Source organism: Rhizobium sp. 2MFCol3.1 (genome assembly GCF_000377565.1).
Classification (GTDB): Bacteria; Pseudomonadota; Alphaproteobacteria; order Rhizobiales; family Rhizobiaceae; genus Rhizobium.
The window spans coordinates 20,532-42,503 of record NZ_KB898359.1 but is presented as its reverse complement, the minus strand read 5'-3'; the positions used below and the strand labels follow the sequence as shown (position 1 = coordinate 42,503).

The window sequence follows — 21,972 nt, the reverse complement described above, 5'->3', positions numbered from 1 at the left end:
GCGGGGGCCCTTAGTATCGGCGCCAGGGCGCGGAGGTCGGAAGGTAATGCGCCCGATAGCGCATATGGCGGGCATAGACTTTGCGCATCATGGGATCGGATTTCGCCATCATGCGGAGCACGCCGACGACCACGATCCAGATCGCGACGCCGAACAGGGCCGAATACACGGTCAGAACGACGAAGATGAGAATGATTGCCGCGAGCCCGGTCAGCAGCACGAGCTCTCGGTCCGCTCCCATCAATAGGTTCGGCCGCGACAAGGCGCGATGGATCCGGTTGCGATGGAGCCCGGCGCCGGCGTCAGCCATGACGCCCCTCCCCTCCCCCAACCCGGTTAGCATTCGGGATCGCGGTTTGCTTGACGCCAAACGAGCCACCGATAGAAGCGCCGGTCGAGCCGAACAGGCCGACGATCGTTGTCGCGCCAAGCAGGATCCCTGCGACCAGCACCACATACACCAGTCGCCGCGCGAAATCGTTGAGTTCGCCGCCGAAGATCAGCATGCCGCCGGCAATTGCCACGGCTGCAAGCGCTATATAGCCGGCGACCGGTCCGGTGATGGATTGCTGGATCTGCTCCAGCGGCCCCTCCCAGGGAAGCGATCCGCCCGAGCTTGCGAGGACGGGTGAGCTCACCAACAGAGTTGCCGCGAGGATACATAGCGTTGTTCTAAGCCGCATGACGGGTATCCTTATCGCGAGCCTCGATGTGATAATGGCCGTCGCTGAAACCGGCGACGCTTAGAATTTCGCTTAACCGTCGCCCTTTCGGTGTTCTCTGGATGGCGATGATGAGATCAACTGCCTCACCGATGACCGCCTGCATCGGTTGCAGGCTTGCTTCCGCAGTCAATTGCTCAAGGCGCTGTAGCGCCATGCGTGCTGAGTTTGCATGCACGGTCGCAATGCCGCCCGGATGTCCGGTGTTCCAGGCTTTCAGGAGGGTCAGCGCTGCACCATCGCGCACTTCGCCAACGATGATGCGGTCGGGACGAAGCCGCATCGTGGTCTTCAGGAGCCGCGACATGTCGACCAGCTCACTTGTATGCAGGCTGACGGCGTTGTCGGCCTCGCAGCGGATCTCGGCGGTGTCTTCGAGAATGATCAGACGATCTTCGGGTGAGAAGGCTACGATCTCCGCAAGAATGGCGTTCGCCAGCGTCGTCTTTCCCGATCCGGTACCGCCTGCAATGACGATGTTCGCTCGCTGCGCGACCGCCTCCCGAATAACATCCGCTTGCCATACGGTGATGTTGCGCGATCGCACATACTCGTCGAGGGGAACCAGTCGCGATGATCGTCTCCGGATTGAAAAAATCGGTGCGGTTACCACGGGAGGCAACAATCCTTCAAAACGGTGGCCCCCAATTGGCAATTCGCCGGAAATGATCGGTCTGCTATTGTCAACTTCCACGCCGAGGACGTGCGCTACGCAGCCAATCACCGTTTCAGCCGCCGAAGCCGCCATGTTGCCGAGCGTATTGATCGACCCACCCAGACGCTCGATGAAGAGCTTGCCGTCGGGGTTCAGCATGACTTCGATGACATCCGGCTCGTCGATCATACGACAAAGCTCCGGGCCGAGGGCATGTTCGAGCTTGCTGATCAGGCGTGATATCGAATGGCGGCTGCTGTCGGTCATAGAGGTATCCCGTCGCAGGTTGCGGGTTGGCCAAGGGTCCATCCGAAATTTTTTCTGTGATCAGGACCTGGTGACTGGTTGGTAGCGGGCTCAAGCCACCAGCGTCTACTCGCAGATCTGCGAGTAGTTCATCGAACAGGCTTCGGCGTAGGTTCGCGACTTCGGAGCAGACGAGGCTGTAATGGTTGATGCCCCGTCGCCTTGATCACGGTCATCTCCAGCCCGACGAGCCGATGCGTGTCAATCGGCTGCGTATTTCAGGAAAGCCGAGGCTGGTCAGCAAGACTTCAAATGCCAGGAGATAATCTGGAAGGAAAAGACAGGGCCACAGCCTAAGTGAGGACGACGATTCGCATCGAATTCGACGCCCAACCCATCCGGTTAGTAGCCGGCTTGCTGGATCATAAGGTTTTACAGCGCCCGGATGCTTTCGAACGCACATCGAGACTGGATAACAAAATTGAACGTAAACCGCTGATTTTGTTGATTGAGATCCGCATAAGGGTGGAGCATCCATCCAATCAGTGCGTGGAGTAAGATCTCGTTAACTTTAAAAGGCTTGCAAGGGTCAGAGAATCGATGCACTCCTCAGATGCGTATTTTTCACGTTTTTCGGGCGTTTTCCGCATACGTGCCCTGATGGACGAAATGATGACCAAGACCACAAACAATGGCGACAGCCGCTCTTCACCGCTCCGATCGAAGATCGCGAGCCATTCGGCGTCGCTTTCGGCCAAGCTTCAAGAGCACCAATCGAATATCTTCACGCCACATGCGCGCAAGACCATTCGGTCGTTTTCTCCCTCGGAAGCCGCAAAGCTGCTCGGGGTAGCCGAAGGTTATCTTCGCACAAGTGCGGTCGAATTGGAAAAGAAAGCCTCCGTCGGCTCGGAGCGCGACTTCAGTCCGGCGCTCGCCGGTGGCAGACGCATGTATTCAGTGCACGATATCGCCGCCATGCGCGCCCATCTCGACAAGCCGGCCCGTTCGAACGGCCGTTACTTGCCGCATCGCCGCGAAGGTGAGGAGCTGCAGGTCATCTCGGTGATGAATTTCAAGGGCGGCTCGGGAAAGACGACGACCGCAGCTCACCTGGCTCAGTATCTGGCACTGCGCGGCTATCGCGTCCTTGCGATCGATCTCGACCCGCAGGCCAGTTTGTCAGCCCTGTTCGGCAATCAGCCCGAGCTCGACGTTGGCGAAAACGAAACTGTCTATGGCGCCATCCGCTACGACGAGGAGCGCCGTCCTATCCAGGAAATCATTCGCGGAACCTATATTCCTGATCTTCATGTCATCCCAGGCAATCTGGAACTCATGGAGTTCGAACACGACACTCCAAAGGCTTTGCTGCAACGCAAACCCGACGATATCCTGTTTTTTGCCCGTCTGCAGGCTGCAATCAAGGACGTGGAGGACGCGTACGACGTCGTTGTGATCGACTGCCCTCCGCAACTGGGCTTTCTTACCCTGTCGGCACTGACGGCCGCAACGTCGGTTCTGATCACCATCCATCCGCAGATGCTTGACGTCATGTCCATGAACCAGTTCCTCGCCATGACAAGCGCCCTTTTGGATGAAATCGCCGAAGCTGGCGCCGAGGATCGCAACAACTGGATGCGTTACCTCATTACCCGGTTTGAGCCGACCGACGGCCCGCAGAACCAGATGGTCGCCTTTCTTCGATCGATGTTCGGCGAAAACGTGTTGGTCAATCCGATGCTGAAGAGCACGGCCGTATCCGATGCAGGCATCACCAACCAGACACTATTCGAGGTGGAACGCGCCCAGTTCACCCGATCCACGTACGACCGGGCACTGGAATCGATGAACAACGTCAACGCTGAGATCGAATCATTGATCAAAGCGACATGGGGTAGATCATGAGCCGGAAAAACCTCCTCCCGATGCTTCACAATGAAGCCAAGGACGGGCAGCAAGCTGCTCCGCCGCCACCATCACGACCACACCTCGACGCGCCGAGATCAAAGCCACTGGCCGCAATCAGCAAGTCGCTTGGCGACCTCAACGATCGCAGTCGCCGTGCGAATGAAATCGAGAGGAAGCTGGCTGAAGGCCAGGTTGTCATCGAGCTTGATGCCGCTACCATTGAACCGTCCTTCGTGCAGGATCGAATGGAAGGAGACCTCGATGGTCTCGTCGCCTCCATACGAGAGCAAGGCCAACAGGTTCCGATCCTCGTTCGCCCTCATCCTGAACAATCGGGCCGCTATCAGGTCGCCTTCGGCCACCGACGCCTGCGGGCGCTCGTTGAACTCGGCCTTCAGGTCAAGGCAATTGTTCGCGAACTGAGCGACGAACAGCTGGTCATTGCTCAGGGGCAGGAAAACAACGAGCGTGAGGACCTGACGTTTATCGAGAAAGCCCGCTTTGCAGCGCGTCTCAAGGAACGGTTCGCCCGCGACGTGATCACGGCGGCGATGTCTGTCGACAAAAGCGATCTGACGCGGATGTTCAACATCGTCGATGCGCTGCCAGCGGATCTGATCGACGCAATTGGCCGGGCACCCGGCGTCGGGCGACGCAGCTGGATTGAATTGACCGAGCTTGTTGAGAAAGCGTCTTCACCGGAAGATGCGACGCGCTATGCGCATACGCTCAAGAGCCTGCCGTCGCAGGATCGGTTCAAGAGCATGATCGCCCATCTGAAGCCGCGTCGAATCACACGCGGTGCTCCAGACGTGCTTTCTGGGCCGGACGGACAACGTCTTGCTCAAGTCAAACAAAACAAGACCAAGGTTGAACTGACGATCGACAGGAAGGCAATGCCAGACTTTGCCGCCTTCGTACTGGAGCAGTTGCCCTCGATCTACGCAGAATACCGCACAAAACTGCAGCCAAAAAAGGAAGCGTAACCCGCAAAAGAAAAGAGCCCCCAAAACGTCGCCGTCCTGGAAGCCCCTATCTGTCTAAGCACCAGTAGAATCGCATTTCCGGGATTCATCGTCAAGAGTCTTTGGCATCGTTTTGATGAGCGAATTGCTTTTGCCTGAAGAAAGGTAAAGGACGATGCATACGGAAAGTGTGGCGACGCCGTTCGGGCGGCGGCCGATGACGCTTGCCTTGATCAGGCGGCAACAATCGGTTGCCGAGCTGAAGGCGGGGAAGACCTGTGACAAGTGGAAAGTTAAGCGGGACGCCTCTGCCGCCATGGAGCAGCTGGGCCTTCAATCGAACAGCCTTGCAGTGCTCGACGCTTTGTTGAGCTTTTATCCTGAAAATGAACTGCGCCAGGATGGACAGTTGGTTGTCTATCCTTCTAACCTCCAGCTCTCCCTCAGAGCCAATGGCATGCCCGGTTCAACGTTGCGACGTCACCTCGCCCTCTTGGTTGAGGCCGGTTTGATCATGCGCAAGGATAGTGCCAACGGCAAACGGTATGCACGCAAGGACGGTGCCGGCGACGTTGAACGCGCCTTTGGCTTTGATCTCGCCCCCCTTCTGGCACGCGCAGAAGAGCTTGCAGCTATGGCCCAAGAGGTGATCGCGGCTCGCACAAGATTGCGTAAGTCGAAAGAGGACCTGACGATCTGCAGACGCGATGTTCGAAAGCTGATTACCGCTGCCATCGAAGAAGATGTCGAAGGCGGTGATTGGTATGCCATAGAAGCAGCCTATACGGCCATCGTTGGACGCCTGCCGCGCGTCGCATCGCTAGGTGAGGTCACCCGCGCCCTAGATGAAATGCTCGTCTTGCGGACAGAGATCCTCAATCGATTGGAAAAGCACGATAAATCGGTTTTTTTGGGCACCAATGATGCTCATATTGAGCGGCACATACATAATTCGAATCCCGATTCTCCTAATGAATTTGAACAAAGCTCTGAAAAGGAGCTGGAAGCGAAATCGGTGGAAGATACTCGGGCGAAGAAACAATCACGAGAACCTCTCAAGGTTTTCGCGCTGGGTACCGTGTTGAGAGCATGCCCGCAGATTGTCGGCTACGGGCCCGGCGGCAGCATCACGTCGTGGCGTGACTTCATGTCAGCCGGCGTAGTCGTCCGATCGATGTTGGGGATCACGCCCTCGGCTTATCAGCAAGCTTGTGATGTCATGGGGCAAGAGAACGCAGCGGTGTCAGTCGCCTGCATGCTCGAGCGAGCAAACATGATTAATTCGCCTGGTGGATACCTGAGAGATTTGACCGGCCGGGCACAAAGAGGTGCGTTTTCTCTTGGTCCAATGCTCATGGCTCTCTTGAAGGCGAATGCCGATTCCGAGCGGAGGGTTTGAGTTCTAGCGAATAAACTTTACGAGCAGCAAGACACATGGTCGCGGGGATAGATATCCCTGTGGCCCCGGGATTTGTCTCGTTCACGTTCGAGTTGGACGAAACTGCGGTACTGCGCTGCAGGTGTGGAGCCGTTGCGCGCTCCTATAGGGCGGATCCATCGGGAACAGGAGCAAGGTTGGAGGCTCTGATTGCTGTACCGTTGCAACAAGCAGCAAGGGAAGCGGTCATTGGCGGCAAACACTACGGAGGGTGGAAGAGATGAAGGCAGCGCTTGCCTCGGGTATTCTTCCGGAAGGAAGGGGCTCCGCGTGCCGCAGATTGTTCGAAATATGCCCTGGAAGAGCCTGATGACTCTCGTCAGACTTTTTTGGCAGTCGCTGTCGATCGGGAATACGAGCGTCGGAGTTTCATTGGTCTCGACCCAAGTCGCCCAGGCGTGGTCATCATGTCACACGATCGGCAAGATCTGCGACCTACTGCCAGGCCTAGTTCTTCAAAGTCAGAGTTCCGTCGCGCCGAGTCAGACATTACTAAGCCTATGAAAAAATGAGACAATCCTGAATCTCGGAAAGGAATGTGGTGGGTGGTCTGAGCGACATCGGCGTCCTTGCAACCATTTGCATGATTAATTCCACGAACGGTGTTGGCACCAGCGTTGCGATGGTTTGATCAATGCTTCGGCGGGACGTCCTCCGGCTCAGCTTTGCCTGACATTACCGCAAGACAAGATAACGATCTTGAAGGGGCTTTTGGGATAGCGCGTGTGGCCCTTGTTTAGGTTGGGAGGCATAAGGTCGGCCGGCACGCGCCTGTCTCGCATCGGGTACAGGACTTAGTATTGCGATCTAGTTCGAGGAGGAATTGCGTTTTGCGCTCAGTCGGCTTCGCTGCTCGAGCAGAGATTGGTGAGATCCGTCATTCTTCGAGATGGGAGGCATCATATTTCAAGCTGAGGCATCCAGCGGTGATGCTGATGATGGTCGAGTCGTTCGGGCGAAGCGAGAAACTTATACCCGCGTTGAGGCGGACGTTTCTCAAGCGCCTTCGCTCGACTTGCGTCCCCGGTCTAGCGCCAAGATGGGCGCGCGTCGACCGCGATGCTGCCGTTCCGGTTTCCGACCCAATGCTGAACGGATCGTGTGGAGTGATTCGTGACATGGCGGCAACATAGCCCCGGTGATGATACGGCTGTCCAGCATGGGAGTCATAAGACCGGGCCTATTATCAATGCTTCTAGGTCTTTTGGACCTCTTTTGCCTGGCTCGCTTGCAAAGCGGCGATTGGGATCCTTTGCCGATCTCGAAGGGGGATCGGCAAAGAGGAGCCGCCATTGCCGGATGATCGTCGCGAAAACCTTCAATTGGCAATGACGTCTGGCCACCGAGCGAACGAAGATAACCTGCGGCTCAATGGGGCTGCGACCAGTGCAGCAGCCGCAAGGAGGCAGCCTAGCAAGTTCAGGAAGAGGCGACCGGAGTGAGATGCTTAGGTGCATGGAGCGTCAACGCTCGTTCTCCATTCTCGGTGAATGTTATCGGTCCGCGGGGCGCCTGGGCGGGAATACGAGGCCAGGAAATATGTTTCGCTACCGGGTTACCTTACCCTCTCCCCTCTGCCAATTGCAAATGTCTTTCGAGACGGAGGGGAGACATTTGGTGTTTCTTCCGTCTCTTAATACGAGAGAGCTTCTTACGCTGCCGACACGGACTTCAGGGGCGCTCGGTATTGCTGCGATGGGGTTTGAGCAGGCTGTGGTTCAAAGAGCGCCCCTCCCCTCTCGTCCGCTCCTCTTACTGCAATCGGCACAACCGCGTGGCTTGTGATTGTGCCCAGCTACGCGCCAGGTCGTCGGTGTCGGTTAGACCGGGCAGGAGGCCTCCAAGACCATCATCGATATTGAGGTGAGCGTCGGTGACCCTGCGAGTTGATGGCTCCAGGGTGACGTCAACGTTTACTCTTCCTTCCACGGCGTCGACCTGAAACAATGAACTGACGTCGGCCTCACATGTCAGATAGGCCTGCGCCCGCACGGTTGTCAGCCCGCCCGCCTGCGGACAGACTTCAGCATAGGCCACCTCGAAACTCCTTGTTTTGTTAGGTCCGACCGGCAATTGTTCGCAGAGCCTGACATCGGAGATCGCGCGTGCAATAGCTGGCCAGTTTTCCTTTTGGATAATCGACACGCAGTTCGCCGAGGCTGCGGCGTGCCCCAGCCCAACAAGTCCGGCAGCTGCCCACATGATTGCGCTTTTCGTCCGCCCCGCTTCCATGATCATCTCCCGTGAGCTTCCGCCGACGAATCAATAGAAACGTCATTCCCGGGTTTTTGATGACGACGTCGAAGCCATCCGACCCCGGCGGTATGAATGGATCGCTGAGAGGTGCGAGTGACCTCAGCCAAACATCCAGTTGTCGCGATCCCGGTCGCGGACCGTTCTTTTGACGAGCAAGATATGGCGTTTCCGCCGATGCTTGTGCGTGCAGGTCTCGTTCGACTTGCAGCAGCGACGAATGTTCTCCGTGGGTGGCTGGCGATAGGGAGGCGTCCGATCGCTCGCTGGTTTTAGCGACGTCAAAGGTTCCAATGATCGCTGATCGCTGACTGGTGAGCGCTGGTCGCTGTTTGCTGCGTGGGGTCTATGTCCCCCTCCTCTCGCCGCTCGCTTGTTGGAGCTCGGATGTGACGAGAACGCCGACGGGCACTTCGAAGTGCCCCCTTAGCTTACGCTGACCTCCACGCGCGTCGTGGTTCGCAGGTGGTAGGAGGCGAGTGGGAGATCAGTGGTTGGTTGGGCGCCGTTCGCACACTTCAATGACGCTGCGCGGCTGGAGAAAAGGGCGTGAAAAAAAGCCGATTTGCAATCGACTTCAGAAAATGACGTTATTTCAGTGAGTTGAGATCGTGGGCCGCGGCCCACGGAGGCCGGCTGAGATCCTTGCGATATTTCATCAACTTGGATTATGTAGTAAATTCAGATAGTTAAATCTGTGGGCCGCGGCCCACGCAGGCTCTCATCAATTTCACTAAAAATATTGCTGGGAACCATGCTGTACCTAGCGACGGCCGACCCAACCAACGAACTAGTCCACGACGGTCGCTTCGCTCGATCACTTGCCTTTCCGCGGCGGAAGCTCTCAGCTACTAGACCTTTGCGAGAAGAGTATGGGGACACCTGTAAACGGCCGGACAGGTGCGGGGCTCTTCAGCGGGCGTCAGGCACTCCTCCCCTCCGCGCAGACATGGTGAAGCATTTGTCATGGTCTGTGCGCTCGCGAGGCCCTTCTTTGGGAAGGGCGAGTTCTGTTTGCCTCTATCCGCCCAGTTTTGCATGGCGCCTGACGCCTGCTTCCCGCTCCTCCGCAGGTGGTCATTGCAGACCCTGCGCTACACTGAGTGGCTGCCTGTCCCAAGTCTCTGCCGTTAGGCGGAGGGGCATACTGGCTTCGAGACGACGCAGGAAGCCCATCAACATCAGCGCAAGGCAAGCGATCCTAGATGTGGAGGTTTGGGCCCGCGGGGATTGGTGCGTCCCATGAGCGATGAATTTTGAGGCTGAGTCTCAACAGAATCCGGTGCCAGCTTGCAGGACGTTCGGCAAAGGAGTGCGTGCGGTGTAGAGGCGTTTTGCGAAGTTTAGCTGGATGCTTGCTGTCCGACGAGAGGCTGTCGGCCGAGAGAAAGCTTCGCGGGGCGCAATCGGGTGCCCCGATCTCCTGACGTTGGCGCCAGTGTGTGCGAGGGCTGTTTGGCGGGGCCGTCGTGTCTGTTCAGGCACCAAGATGGCCAGTCGTCCCAACGCAACATGCGTTCTTTGGACGGCAATTGTGTTGGCTGATTGTGCGTGTGGCTTTCTGGTAGGGTAGGCCAACCAAAAATTACCTTGATCGACATCCAATGAGCCGGGTGGCTATGGAAACCATCGCATGCCGTTGCGAACGCGACATCGTAGAAAAGGCAATTGGGTGCTCAGCAGAGCAATGAGATCGAACGTATCTGAGCCCCGAAATCTGTAGCGCTCGATCCTGAGGCGCAGCCAATATGGAACCGGATGGTTTGAAACCTGGTGCTGGCCACGAATGCCGGGCCATGATGCCTCGGCGCTGATCAGCGTTTATTCGGGTGCCATGTGCCATACGTCATGCTCTGGCGCCTTCGACGCTGCGGCTTTCCAGTGGTGCTTATGGGCTGGCGTTTGCTGCGTTCGGCGATTGGTATCGGCACTCGTATGAGCCCCCGGCGAGGGATCATTCGAAGAACGCCTTGAGCCCGTCGGGAGGCTTCCGCCTTATCCGGCAGGCTTTGGCGATATTGGTCTTCCACATGCGCGCTTTTTGACCTGACGTCGAGAAGCGATCGGTAGGACTGGATCCTGACCAGCAAGGTCGATTGTCCGGGTCAGACCGGGGAATATTTCCCTGTCAGCAGTGGGCGACCGCGCTCGGGTCGGGTCGCCAACCACCGGTAACGACCATCCCCCAAAAAGGCTATCGGCTCTGCGTAGGTTCCCGGCGTGACGGACTTCAAGAGACGTCAGCCGAGGGAGCGAGACGACTGATCAGGTCGATTACGTTTGCAGGGGTCAGTTCTTCGCTTCGTTTGATGGACTCCCTAACGCCCGAAAGCATGAGAGAGGATCAAGAGCAACCGCCTTGGTGTAATAGTACTGTCGGACGGAATGAGGTAGACACAGGCGCCGGGCTTTTTGATCCTAACGGCGGATGAGACCAAATCGGTGGGCTTTGTCCAGCAGATCTCGAACAGATGAGGCCTGGAACTTCTTCCCGCCACGTGCCGGTCGTTCTCCCATTTTCTCAAGCTCACTTGCAATGTCGCGAAGCGATAAGCTCGGATCAGCGATCGTGATTGCCGCTACCTTCTTCATCAGATGGTCTTCGGGAGCGCGGCGAGGGGAGCGGTCAAGGAGCTCCTTTTCTGCTAGCTGCTCGCGCACCAGACGGTGTACCGCTCGACGAAGACGCTCTACCGTCCAATCTTGGCCGCGTCGGTTGAGAACGTCGACGACGTTATCCCAGCTGTGCTTCGGGCGCAGTTGCCGAACGACTGGAAGCCAGGTTTCCGACGAGGCATTGAGACTATCGATGTATAGCTTCTCGCGTGCCTTGGACGCAGCTTCAATGGCTTCCGGGCGTCTTTCCCGAAGGCCGGGGTTGCCAGGAAGTCGACCTTGAGCTTTTGCTGCCTTGATACTATCTCTCGCGCGCTCGGCGCTTTGCGCCTTTTCAAGATCTACGATCGCGGCAAGAACCTGGATGGTGAAGGCACCCAGCGGCCCAGCCGTGTCGATGGGGTCACCGAGAGAGCGGAAGCCGATCTCTCGATCTTTGAGTTTTTCAATTAGCCCCAGGAGGTCGCCAGCTGAGCGTGCCACTCGATCCAAGCGGGCGACTACCAAAGCATCCCCAGCGTTGAGCTCTGCAAGTAGGCGGACCAAGACCGGCCTCGTTTGTGGCGAGCCGGACCCATGCTCCTGAAAGATGCGGTCACAACCGGCCGCCCGGAGATCATCGACCTGTCGATCGTTGGCTTGATCACCAGCGGACGAGAAACGTGCGTATCCTACGAGACGGGTAGGAGACTTGTGATTGTCTACTTTTTCTTGCACCGCGGTGATGGTCCCGATCTTTGTGCTCGCAATAATTTGTACAGATATAAAGTGCGCCGATAACACTATTTTTGCAAGCATGTATCAATGTGCTAATAGCGGGCCACACGGCGCGATTTTCTGGGTGGCGCTCATGGTTACTCATTTCACGATGACAGCGACATCTGGTGTCGCTCTACGGCAGAGAAATTCCTTTCGAACAGACGGGAACTCACACGCTGCCACTTTCCTTCCTTCTGAATAGATTAGGCGGCCTCCAGCTGTCAGGTGTAGGTGTCCTGACAGCAGAGGCTATGGTGGGCCCGTAATCGACGGTCCATATTTGGAATCTTTGAAGCAGGTTTCACTTCCGGGAGCCTGAACGCTTCCTACTTTGCGTTCTTTGGTTTGCGCCCTGACCGAAGAGGTTCGGGCCTGCCGCTCTTAGGGTCAACTTCTGCAAAAAGCGCCACGACCCGAACCGAGAGGACATTGGCGAAAGCTTCAAGAGTGGCAACCGTCACGTTTTCTTCACCGCGCTCGACCCTGCCGACGTAGGACCGATCGATGCCTGCCTCAAGGGCGAGCCTCTCTTGTGACAGTCCACGCTCGACGCGTAGGCTTCTCAAATTCCATCCAATGGTGTGCTTCGTGTCCATTGGCGCACAACACATTTAAACGGCTTGACAATCGACGGACTGTGGGTCCCATATTACTCCTCTGGTTGTTCATATGCACGATGCCGAGGACTGCAGCATGGAACTGCGCCAACTATCTCTATTCAGAGCTGTCGCCGAGGAGCTTCACTTCGGTCGGGCTGCCATCAAGATGAACATCGCCCAGCCGGCGCTCAGCAACCATGTCATGGCGCTGGAGAGGGAGCTTGGCTGTCCGTTGTTCATCCGATCGACACGGCGGGTCGAGCTAACGAGGGCAGGGGAGACCTTCTACGATCGTGCCGTTCGCATCCTCAGCGAGATGGAGCTGACGACCGAGTTGACGCGGGCCGCGGGTGGAAGTCGCATTCGCCAGATCAAGATAGGTACCGTCTATCCAGCCACCATGGGCATGCTGCCCCTGTTTCTTGGCAAGATCGCTCGCAAGTTTCCTGATGTCCGCATCCATATCGCCTCAGGCAACACCGGAGACATCATACGCGGGCTGGAGACCGGACAGCTCAACCTCGGCTTCATCAGGCCGGTCGAGAACATCGGATCGCTGCGTTTCTTCTCCGTTGCCCATGAACGCTATCTTCTGGCGGTTTCGGAGAGCAATCCTCTGGCTTCGCTCAACGAGATCTCGATTGAGGATCTACGCGATCAGAAGATCATTGCCTTCAATCGGCAGAACCTCTCCTTCACGGAGCGGTACTTCAATGAGAAGTTCGAGGAATACGACCTGACCAAGAACGTCGCCTATAGCTGCGACGACACCTATTCGCTGGTCTCTCTCGTCTCCGCCGGTCTTGGCATCGGCTTCGCACCGGAATGGACGACCGATATCCCCAACCGCAGCTTCGTGCTCAAGAAGGTGAGGGGGATCGACTTCAAGATCGGGCTTGGCATTGCCTGGTCGAAGGAGGATCCGACAGCGTCGCGTGATGATATCGTCGAGATCGCGAAGTCGATCGTGCGCCGAGGATAATGCATGGACGAAGAGGTTAGAAACACCAAAGGATTGACCAGAAGTCTCAAAAAGGCGATTCTCGGCTATGAGAATCGAGATGCATTGATGGGCTTTTGTCGCACGCTTTAAGAGGTCGGTGGTGCAACTTTGACTATCGATAACCTACAATTATCGATAGCCAGGCATCGCCTGGACCATCATACGAAGTAGCGAATAGTAATTATGCCATAGCATTCGTTTAACGAATGATTTACTATGGTTTCAATGCGTTACGATCTCGCCAATCTGCCCATCCATAGCCTGCTCAAGCCCTTCACCGAGGCGACAGCCGCTCTATGCCGGCTCGACGAGCGCATCGCCCGCTCAGCCGTCGGCACCGGCCTGCTTGAGCGCCAGAATTTTGTCGACGCCTGCGCATCGCTGTGGCTTGACGGCGAGCTCGTGCATCTCGAGGACCTCGTCCTCCACGACGCCGGCGCTGACGTCCGCGCCCCGACCCACGAACTGACTATCGCCCGCGACGTGCTGCGCAGCCGCCGGCGCATCGCCAGCCAACCACCGGCCTGGGCGCTCAGCCCCGATGGCTTGCGCACCCTCCGGCAAGCGCCGGCGCAGGCGGGGCCTGCAGCCTCTTTTGGTGAAGACGAAGTTCGCGACACTGCGGATGCCAAGGTCGCAACGCCCGGGGGAGGGGAGGGGGAGCGAGATGACGAGGCGGACGCGACCGCGTCCGACCCGGACGCCGGTGTCTTCGCTGAAATCGATGCAGTGCTGGCTCGCTCGGCCGCCGCCATCGAGGAGGCAAAGCGCCCGAGCCGGGTGGCAAGCCACCGCGACGCGGACACCAAGGCGCTGGTCTACGATCTCGACTGGGATGAGGAAGCGCGGCTCGAGGAATGGCGCGACGTTGTCCGGCAGGCGCAGGAGCTGCCGCCGGTGCTGGCGGCGATCGTCACCCTCGATGCTTGGAACGAATTGTCCGTGTCGCAGCACGCGCCGTGGCTCGCCCGGCTGCTGGCCGCGGCGCTGCTGCGCCAGGCTGGCATCTCAACCGGCGGCCACCTGGTGGCGCTCAATCTTGGCCTGAAAACCATCCCGGTCGATCGGCGCCGGCATCGCGATCGCGAGACACGGCTGCTGGCCATTGCCCACGGTTTGCTGGCGGCCGCCGAGATCGGGCTGAAGGAGCACGACCGGCTGGCGCTGGCGCGCACGATGATGGAGCGGGAGGTGTCGGGGAGACGAACGTCTTCGAGACTGCCGGAGCTGGTCGAGCTGGTGATGGCGAAGCCATTGGTTTCGGCTGGCATGGTGGCCGAGACGCTCGGGGTCACGCAGCAGGCGGCGCGGCGGATCGTCGTGGAGCTCGGCTTGCGCGAGATGACGGGCAGGGGGAGGTTTCGGGCGTGGGGCGTACTGTAGCCAGCTGGCGGATTAAGAATGGGCTTGTTTCAACGCCCCTCTGATAATTCCCTGGCGATCCATCATTGCTAATTGCAGAGGAGATGCGGCTACTATGCTGTCGAGGATGTGAGCTCCATCCATGTGCCGATTTTTTTGCTAAGCTGTTGAAGAGGGGCATCCCGTCGACACCGAAAACGTTACTGAGCTCGTCGCTTTGAGTTGGTGATGTAGGCTACACCACTAAGTGGTCCGCGATAAAATCCCTCATCAAGAAAATGCATCAGTTTCTTCGCGTCTGCCTTGTTTTGGGGGATAACAATTCGCCCACCATCGAGCAGTACATCAAGCGTCGCTTGAGCTGCTGCGGTGGCAATTTGAGTTGGCGTAAAGTTATCCAGAACAGCCTTTTTTGAAATAGCGGTCACGAGCTTTCGAAGCGTTTGATCGGCGAAACCTTTGAAAGCATTAACATCACCGATGTAGAGTGAGGCGTGGCCAGCAAATGTGTCGATCTGTGCGTTGGTCGCTTCCTGATACAGGTTGGCCAAGTCGAAAATCATCTTGACGTTGTTGTAGCTCCGAAACTTGAGATGGGTCTCGGTCATGATCGCAGAAAGATTGGTTGCGAGCGTGAACGCCGGAGATGTGAGCTGGTTAAATGTGTTGCCGTCATAGACGAATGCAATCGCAGTCCTACCCAGAATCTGCCGCGATGAAAAGTTCTGGATCAGCAGGCGTCTGTTGGCTCCATTCCCTACTGCAACACAAGTGGCTCGCACGCCTTCGGAAAGAAAGTTCGGAGCGTCCAGTTCGTCCAGCGCAGTGACATTTTGTTGAGACAGAGCCCATACGGCCGTCATTTCGTCGGAAACAGCGGACCTCAGTAGTTCGTTTTCATCTGGCTTCCAGCTGCCATCGAAATCCACTTCGTCTGTGATGCCGCTCTGAAATGTTGTTTCTTGTCCGAGAAATAAGCCTTCAAGCATGTGCTGAACAGGCTGAGTCGTGACGACCCTTTTCAGAGTAAAGCCATTTGCGCCTCCGCAAATGGCGAGCAAATTCACAGACAATTTCTACCTCGTAAGATCTAGCAGCATGTATCCTGTAAGTTGCCCAACTTTGCGAACGGCGTCAACGTTCTTCAATTTTCTTTGTGTTAAAAGCACATAGGTAACCTTCTCTTTGGAAGAAACCTTATAGAAGTGCCAACCCATAAGACTAATAAGTGGGTTGTATTGGAATGTGTAACTTGTAGCGATGAGCAATCCATATACAATCAGGCCGGGAATTAGCACGTTTAGATTGACATTAGCCATCTTATCCAAGAATAGGGGAGAAAGGTATAAAAGTATAAATGAAATGTTCTCCTGGTCAGCTGGCTCAACTGACTCGTACTCGAAATCGAACTCCTCGATTTGACTATGAGCAATCTTCAAAATTCCCCAGCAAGAGGATACGAGAATGCAAGAGGCAATCAGCAGCCAAAGCGCCGTGAAGTTGTAGCCTTCCGATATGGCGACCCACGCGTACACCAGCGCGATCGGCGTGAGTGCCGTGAGAACGAGAAGAGCCTTCACAACTGCTGAAAACATGCCTGCGTTATCCCACCACAGCTTTTTGTTGTCGAGGTTCATAGCCCATAGTGGGAACATAGTAAGAACGCACCAAGTGTTTTGCAATCCTCAATCCAGCCATTGCTCTAAATGCAGATGACTGCTTCTCGCCTTGTTGCTTGCCATATCAGCAGCTTAAATTAGTGTTCGAGGCAGGCAGGTCGGCATAACGATTGCCGAGGGAGTATGAGGAAACCATTGGCGAAGTATTTTCTGAAGCCCACAACCTACGCCCCAGTATTGGACGACGATGAGGTTGGCGAAGACGCGACTGATGTCATCCGCGAATGGTTCTTCGAAAATTTTGAGGCTCCTGAAAAGGATGATCCCGATCCTTGGCGCTTTGGTGGCCCTTTTGATGCTCGCGAGGAAATCGACGATAATTTCTTTGGCGTGAACGATGAGATCGTGGACGATATTGTTGATGAGTTAGAATTGGAGGCACCAGAGTGGGCACCGCATGCGGATCGCGTGGTTGATGTAGAAGTTCTTGAGTTGGACCTCCGAGTAAAAGTTTCTGAGCTGCGGGAATTAGTAGCTAGACTTCCAACATCACCTCCGGGAATTGGCGGCAACCAGCCTCCTGAAGATATCGGTCTGCCTCCTTATGATGAGACCGGGCGACATGAAATCCAAGAAGCACTGCGGATTCTAGACATTCCCGTCGAGGAAATGCCGACCGCGACGAAGCAGGTGGTGGAAGCTGCGGAGAGATTACGATCGCGGGGCCAACAGATCGCTCATTTTTTCGCACGACACGGCGATAGATTTGCCGAGAGCTTCGCGGATCAACTCGGAAAACGGGTTGCAGATTCTATCACCGCTGCCACTTGGCTTAAATTCGCTGGCTTGCTGGCGGCCGTCTATGAGGTTGCAAAGGCACTCTTTATTAAGATTGGCATCCCGTGGCCGATCTAGTCTTTGCGAACTCAATTTGCGCAACGACTGTACTGCGTGCGCCGACCAGTGCAACAATGGCCGGTTGAGCGATAACGTGGGTTTCTCAGTTCCAAGCAGGAGGGCGTTCTGACGTTATCCGCAGTTTCGGCTTGCGACCAACCGACGATGTTAGAAGGCCGGTGGGCACCTGTGTGAAGTATGAAAGGGACCTTGCGTCATGCATATCCAAACTGAAACTCATCACGAAATGTCTTGCCAGATAGTTAGGCAGCCCGAAAATTTTTACACGGGTACATTGATGTATAAGGTCTTTGAAGTTGGCCAGATTTCGGGCGCCAGTGCCGACGCTGTACGACTTCAGTTCAAATCCATTTGTGAATTAGTCGATGGGGGAGGCATGGTTCGCCACGGAACGATCATGCTTGGATACCACAATCGAGCTCTTAAGGGCGACGTGTTGCGCGTGGACGGCGAAATCATCGGCGAATGGGAGTGCGATGAGTTAGAGTGGTGTCATTTTACAGCTTTGGAAGCTTCTGAGGTGACGCTGAGTGCGCCATCACCTTGGATGCTACAAGATGCGATTGCAGATTGGGAGAGCGAGACAACCCGGTCATGATCGGCGGAATAGAAGCCAGCGTCGGAGCAGCAAGTGGGTCGCGGGTTCAGATACCATCAAGACCTAGAGTATTCAGAGATCAGGCGCAGTTCGTTCACCGAGCCTGATCTCACTATATTCTAAGTAGCCTACGCGGCTTCCCAGACCTGGTTCAAGATCTTGGCTGCCAGTGCGGCTTTATCCTGAGGTAGGAAGCGGCCGTAATGCTGCTGCACGACATCCGGCGTATCCTGGATAGCATAGCTCGCCTGTTCATATGAACCGGTCTGCTTCAGGATATGGGTCGCAAGAATATCCCGCAGATTATGCGGTCCATGCGGCAGCAAGCCCTTGATAGCGCCGCGGCCGGTGTACGGATTATAGATCCCGTACCGCTGGATCACCGTTCTCCAAGCCTCATAGAATTTCGTCGAGTCGTAGGCGGCGTCGATGCTGGTGGTCTTCACGGTCTTGACGAACAGCGTGCCAGGATCCTTTGCGTTCCCGAGCAGCACCCCGCGATGCTTGTCGATATAGGCTTCGAGGTATTTGTAGAGATTAAGTAGGTCCGGCAGGATCAAGCGAAACGGTTTTTGCCCGAAAAACGATGAGCTGGCATTCTTGAAGGCGACCGACGGGATGAGCACTTCCCAGCCGTTATCACGGTCGCTCCAGCGCAGTTCACCGCATTTCATATCTTCGAGACGGCGTTCAGATGTCGGGAAATGCCCGCGTGGGCAGACGCGCAGTTGCCGCAGGTTCTTCTGGCGAAGACCGAGATGCAGGCCAAGCCGCAACAGTAGAAAGGATCGCACAGCTTCCGCCGCCGGCCTTGGATAACGATCCTCGTCAGGCATCCGCTTCAGGATCTCATCAGTAATCTTGCGATATTCCGCGAGCGGGCTGTCGGCTTCGAGAATGCACATGATCGGCTCGAACGGATCACGATGGACCCGTGCGACCCGCTGGATTTCTTTTGACCGATTGGCCGCATGCCGATGAAACGCGTCGCAGGCACCACTCCAGTCGCGGGTTGCGAACTCGATTTCCTCCGGAGCAATCAGCCCTTCGATCGGACGAACGTTTTTGAGTAGTTCCGGGTGCTGCCTGATCCAGCCCACCTCCGCGCGAGTGAGAGCTTGCGCCACCATAAGCATGTCCTCTTCCCACTTGGTGTAGAAGCCACGCCGCTGCTCTCGCCATTGCAGATACCAGTCCCAGACACCCGGGAAGACCAACAGGCCAAAGCTCAACTGACTGAGCGGCACGCCTCGCCCCTTGACGATGCCAGACGGGGAGGCGGCAAGGGCGCCAAACATGAGGCCGAGATGTTCAATCTTCTGGGAGGCAGTCTCCTCGCCCCACACGCCGTTACGTTGCAAGCCGATCGCAGTCAGCGTCGATGTTTTAAACCGGATCAGGTCCGCCATTTCCATCGCAAGACGCGGCGGTGCGTCGACGACGCCGGACAAAAGGTCGGGATCGTCGAGTTCTTCAACAATATGCTGGTTGGCATTGGCAGCAGATGTCAGAGATCGGGGTGACAGTGAACCACCACCATAGGTGACACCGGGAAAACGGATCGCATAACGCTCCTTGCTCTTTGCGGCCTGGTAACGGCGATACTCGGTGGAGCCGGAGATGATCACCCGGCGCACCCAGTCGAGGATCTCCTCTCGCTTTGTGAAGGGCAGGGTGTTGAAGTCCTCTGGCAGATGTAGGGAGATCCGCCGACGCTCGGCTGGGCTGATGTCGCCGAGATCATGCCCGTAGAGCGATCGCGCCTGATGCGGTAGCTTCGCTTTGAAATAGCCTTCCGACAACCGATACCGCGTCTCGATCCGGCGCAGGATGTCGAAACTGGCAACCGAGCGCGGGGCACGCTCGCCCAGGATCCAGGACAGAAGCGTTTTGCTATCGAAGGTTTCGGTCAAACGAACCACAGCGCGGTAGAGCTGCCAGTAGCTGTCGCCAAACCGGCGCATGTGGTAGATCAGCGCATCCTGAAAACTCGCCGGATCGTCGGTTGCTTCGAACAAGGCATCCGGGAATGGGCTGATAGGCCTCGGAGCAGGTCCCGGTTGCGCAGATGTGTTCCGGGCAAAAATTCCATCAGCGGCGGCGCGTAGCGGTTTTCTGGTCGAGGAAACTGGCGCTGTCTTTTTGACCGCATCTGCCTTGCTTGTCCGAGTAGACACCTTTGCAGGCGAAACGTCTTCAGCGACGGGAGGCGCCTTCAGCCACCGGATGATCGCATCCAGCGCCGGCCGCAAATGCTTCTTCAGCTCGGCTGTCATTTCGGTCTCGATCTCGCAGGCCTCTCCGATCGCGGTCCAGTCAAGATGGCCGTTCAGGATCGGCGGCCGTTTGCGGTATATGATCAGGCTGATCAGGTAGGGGCGGACATTCTCCAGCACCCGCTTTGAGGATATCGGTGCAATGCGCACCTCGCAGAATTCCGAGATTTTTCGTTGAAAATGACGTGATGAAAGATCGTGTTTGGGCATGCTCATTCCGTTTCTTGTCAGCACCAGTGCCGAGGGCGAGCGGGAATAAGAGGCGGCCTTTAACGAAGCATGTATGGTGTGCGGGTATCAGGTCGCGGTCTGCAAACGTCGTGAATGATAAATAAATGCATCATAGATCTAGAAATGATCCGTATTTCTATCTTCTTCATTGACTGAAAGGGTGATTTTGGTAATTCTTCTGCCATTACGATGAAGACCGGACGGTGAGATAATGATGGCACGCTCCGAGTCGGATGCTTTGCTGGAAATCGGACAATTGCTGAGGGCTACCCGCAAGGGCAGGCGATTGACCCAGGAGAAGGTTGCCGACATGGCAGGCATATCTCGCCCTCGCTATCGCGAGATCGAATCCGGGAGCAGTTCCGCACGCACGACGACGTTAATTAATATCGCTCGCGCTCTAGGGCTGGAATTGATGCTGATCCCGCAGGCAATGGTCCCTGCTGTCGATGCATTGCTGCGGCCGCACGACGATCTCGATGATCTCCCAGCGTTTGTTGCTCATCCAGACGGTGATCATGGTGCCTGAGGCTTTTCCCGATCCGAGATCCATCTCCTCGCTCAACGTGATGCTGAACAACGTGAAGGTTGGGTCGATTGTGCGGACGCCCGGCGACTTCAACGCGTTCAGCTTTGAGGATAGCTATCGCGTGACAGGTGGAATTCCCGTCCTGAGCTTGTCTTTTCGGGCGGCTACCGGCGGCCTACGTAAAGACCCAAAGCCTGTTGCCAGAGCCTTGCCGGCATTCTTTGCTAATCTCCTCCCAGAGGACAAATTGCGCGAGGCGATGGAGAAGCACCACGCCGGCAGCGTACGCACCGGGAACGATTTCGATCTGCTTGTCGCACTCGGGGCGGACCTGCCGGGTGCCGTGCGCGTCGTGCCGAGCGATAGAACGGTGGCACATCTCAACGATACGCCTACTCCAAAACCGAAAGCCCGGTTTTCGCTCGCCGGCGTCCAGATGAAGCTCTCGGTCATCAAGAACACTGGCAAGGGCGGTGGACTGACATTGCCACTTGGTGACGAGCAGGGTTCCTATATCGCAAAGTTTCCGTCCACTTCATTTCCCGGCGTCTCGGAAAACGAATATGCCAATCTGGCATTGGGCTGAAGCGATTGGCATGGAAGTGCCGGAACGGGAACTTGTCGAGCAATCGGAGTTCGAGGGTATACCGAAGGAATTCGAGACGCTGTCGGACGGAAAAGTCCTGCTCGTCAAACGTTTCGATCGCGGAGCAAGCGGCGAGCGGATCCATATCGAGGACTTCGCTCAGGTCTTCGGCGTCCCTCCTTCCCGGAAATACGAAGGTGCCGCTTATCACGACATTGCTGCGGCCTTGAACGTTGCCGTGTCGTCAGACGCTGCGCTCGAGTTCGTCCGCCGGTTGGCTCTGGCTGCCTTGACGGGCAATGGCGACATGCACTTGAAAAATTGGTCATTGATCTATCGAGGTGCTGGCGACAGACCGCAACTCGCGCCGGTCTATGATGTGCTATCGACAATCCCCTATATCCCAGCGGACGCCATGGCTCTGTCGCTCGCCGGCGAGCGTCCTTTCAAGGCATTGAATGCCCAGCGATGGAAAGCATTTGCAAATCGTGCGCGCTTGCCGGAAGCCGCAGTTTTGAGGGCGGTGGTCGACACGGTCGAACTTGTGAACTTTCGCTGGTGGTCGCTGCCAGAACGCGAGGTCGTACCGGCAAAGGTACTCGAGCGTATGGATGCACATATAACGCTGATGACGCCGATCCTTTGCACGTTTACGAACTAAGTAGCCCGCGCCGATATGGCAAACA

The 21,972-nt window shown here is 56.5% G+C and carries 17 protein-coding genes and 1 pseudogene; 9 read left to right on the top strand and 9 right to left on the bottom strand.

Features of this window, described 5'->3' with window-relative positions; genetic code table 11:
- Nucleotides 1-10: 10 nt before the first annotated feature.
- The 3 genes from D460_RS0115020 to trbB are packed head-to-tail and all read right to left on the bottom strand — an operon-like array spanning nucleotide 11 to nucleotide 1,644.
- On the bottom strand, nucleotides 11-310 hold the full coding sequence (locus D460_RS0115020; protein WP_018899385.1) for a conjugal transfer protein TrbD: 300 nt from the start codon (nucleotides 308-310) through the stop codon (nucleotides 11-13).
- A complete protein-coding gene (locus tag D460_RS0115015; RefSeq protein WP_026283169.1) occupies nucleotides 303-683 on the bottom strand; it encodes a TrbC/VirB2 family protein in 381 nt (126 codons plus the stop codon). Before D460_RS0115015 ends, D460_RS0115020 begins: the two co-directional genes overlap by 8 nt.
- The gene (gene trbB / locus D460_RS0115010; RefSeq protein WP_018899383.1) at nucleotides 673-1,644 is read right to left on the bottom strand and encodes a P-type conjugative transfer ATPase TrbB; all 972 of its coding nucleotides are present in this window, start codon (nucleotides 1,642-1,644) and stop codon (nucleotides 673-675) included. The genes D460_RS0115015 and trbB overlap by 11 nt, the downstream gene beginning before the upstream one ends.
- 651 nt (nucleotides 1,645-2,295) lie before the next feature.
- Here trbB and repA point away from each other — a divergent pair.
- The 3 genes from repA (at nucleotide 2,296) to repC (ending at nucleotide 5,898) form a co-directional block, all read left to right on the top strand.
- Nucleotides 2,296-3,531, top strand: a complete 1,236-nt coding sequence (gene repA / locus D460_RS0115005) for a plasmid partitioning protein RepA (RefSeq protein ID WP_026283168.1) — start codon at nucleotides 2,296-2,298, stop codon at nucleotides 3,529-3,531.
- Nucleotides 3,528-4,520: a plasmid partitioning protein RepB gene (gene repB, locus D460_RS0115000; protein ID WP_026283167.1), complete on the top strand. Its 993-nt coding sequence runs from the start codon at nucleotides 3,528-3,530 to the stop codon at nucleotides 4,518-4,520. Before repA ends, repB begins: the two co-directional genes overlap by 4 nt.
- Before the next feature lie 154 nt (nucleotides 4,521-4,674).
- Nucleotides 4,675-5,898 carry a plasmid replication protein RepC gene (repC, locus tag D460_RS0114995; RefSeq protein ID WP_026283166.1) on the top strand — a complete coding sequence of 408 codons (1,224 nt, stop codon included), beginning with the start codon at nucleotides 4,675-4,677 and terminating at the stop codon, nucleotides 5,896-5,898.
- Nucleotides 5,899-7,689: 1,791 nt separating this feature from the next.
- Here the strand turns inward: repC and D460_RS0114990 are convergent.
- The 3 genes from D460_RS0114990 to D460_RS35125 form a co-directional block, all read right to left on the bottom strand.
- Nucleotides 7,690-8,169, bottom strand: coding sequence for a hypothetical protein (locus tag D460_RS0114990; protein ID WP_026283165.1), 480 nt, complete (start codon nucleotides 8,167-8,169; stop codon nucleotides 7,690-7,692).
- 2,439 nt (nucleotides 8,170-10,608) lie between these two features.
- On the bottom strand, nucleotides 10,609-11,604 hold the full coding sequence (locus tag D460_RS0114985; RefSeq protein WP_018899377.1) for a recombinase family protein: 996 nt from the start codon (nucleotides 11,602-11,604) through the stop codon (nucleotides 10,609-10,611).
- A 287-nt stretch (nucleotides 11,605-11,891) separates the two neighbouring features.
- Nucleotides 11,892-12,161, bottom strand: coding sequence for a helix-turn-helix transcriptional regulator (locus D460_RS35125; protein WP_026283163.1), 270 nt, complete (start codon nucleotides 12,159-12,161; stop codon nucleotides 11,892-11,894).
- Nucleotides 12,162-12,258: 97 nt separating this feature from the next.
- Here D460_RS35125 and D460_RS0114975 point away from each other — a divergent pair, with 97 nt between their 5' ends.
- Together D460_RS0114975 and D460_RS0114970 are read left to right on the top strand one after the other, a co-directional pair.
- Complete coding sequence (locus tag D460_RS0114975) at nucleotides 12,259-13,146, top strand: LysR family transcriptional regulator (protein WP_026283162.1); 888 nt, start codon at nucleotides 12,259-12,261, stop codon at nucleotides 13,144-13,146.
- 237 nt (nucleotides 13,147-13,383) lie between these two features.
- Nucleotides 13,384-14,550, top strand: a complete 1,167-nt coding sequence (locus tag D460_RS0114970; RefSeq protein WP_018899375.1) for an RHE_PE00001 family protein — start codon at nucleotides 13,384-13,386, stop codon at nucleotides 14,548-14,550.
- Between the two features lie 179 nt (nucleotides 14,551-14,729).
- Here D460_RS0114970 and D460_RS0114965 read toward each other — a convergent pair whose 3' ends face one another.
- Nucleotides 14,730-15,602, bottom strand: a complete 873-nt coding sequence (locus D460_RS0114965; RefSeq protein WP_155947755.1) for a DUF4868 domain-containing protein — start codon at nucleotides 15,600-15,602, stop codon at nucleotides 14,730-14,732.
- Between the two features lie 3 nt (nucleotides 15,603-15,605).
- Nucleotides 15,606-16,124: a hypothetical protein gene (locus D460_RS0114960; RefSeq protein WP_037111467.1), complete on the bottom strand. Its 519-nt coding sequence runs from the start codon at nucleotides 16,122-16,124 to the stop codon at nucleotides 15,606-15,608.
- Nucleotides 16,125-16,343: 219 nt separating this feature from the next.
- Here D460_RS0114960 and D460_RS0114955 point away from each other — a divergent pair, with 219 nt between their 5' ends.
- Entirely contained in the window at nucleotides 16,344-17,063 is a 720-nt protein-coding gene (locus tag D460_RS0114955) for a hypothetical protein (protein ID WP_018899372.1), read from the top strand.
- Nucleotides 17,064-17,262: 199 nt separating this feature from the next.
- Complete coding sequence (locus tag D460_RS0114950) at nucleotides 17,263-17,664, top strand: hypothetical protein (RefSeq protein WP_018899371.1); 402 nt, start codon at nucleotides 17,263-17,265, stop codon at nucleotides 17,662-17,664.
- A gap of 128 nt (nucleotides 17,665-17,792) precedes the next feature.
- Here D460_RS0114950 and D460_RS0114945 read toward each other — a convergent pair whose 3' ends face one another.
- Nucleotides 17,793-20,150 (bottom strand): hypothetical protein, encoded by a 2,358-nt coding sequence (locus D460_RS0114945; protein WP_026283159.1) that lies wholly within the window; start codon nucleotides 20,148-20,150, stop codon nucleotides 17,793-17,795.
- Between the two features lie 235 nt (nucleotides 20,151-20,385).
- Between D460_RS0114945 and D460_RS35120 the strand changes: the two genes are divergently transcribed.
- Nucleotides 20,386-20,700: a helix-turn-helix domain-containing protein gene (locus D460_RS35120; RefSeq protein ID WP_037111465.1), complete on the top strand. Its 315-nt coding sequence runs from the start codon at nucleotides 20,386-20,388 to the stop codon at nucleotides 20,698-20,700.
- A pseudogene (locus tag D460_RS33070) lies at nucleotides 20,690-21,947 on the top strand (HipA domain-containing protein). The gene D460_RS35120 and the pseudogene D460_RS33070 overlap by 11 nt, the downstream one beginning before the upstream one ends.
- Nucleotides 21,948-21,972 lie beyond the last annotated feature (25 nt).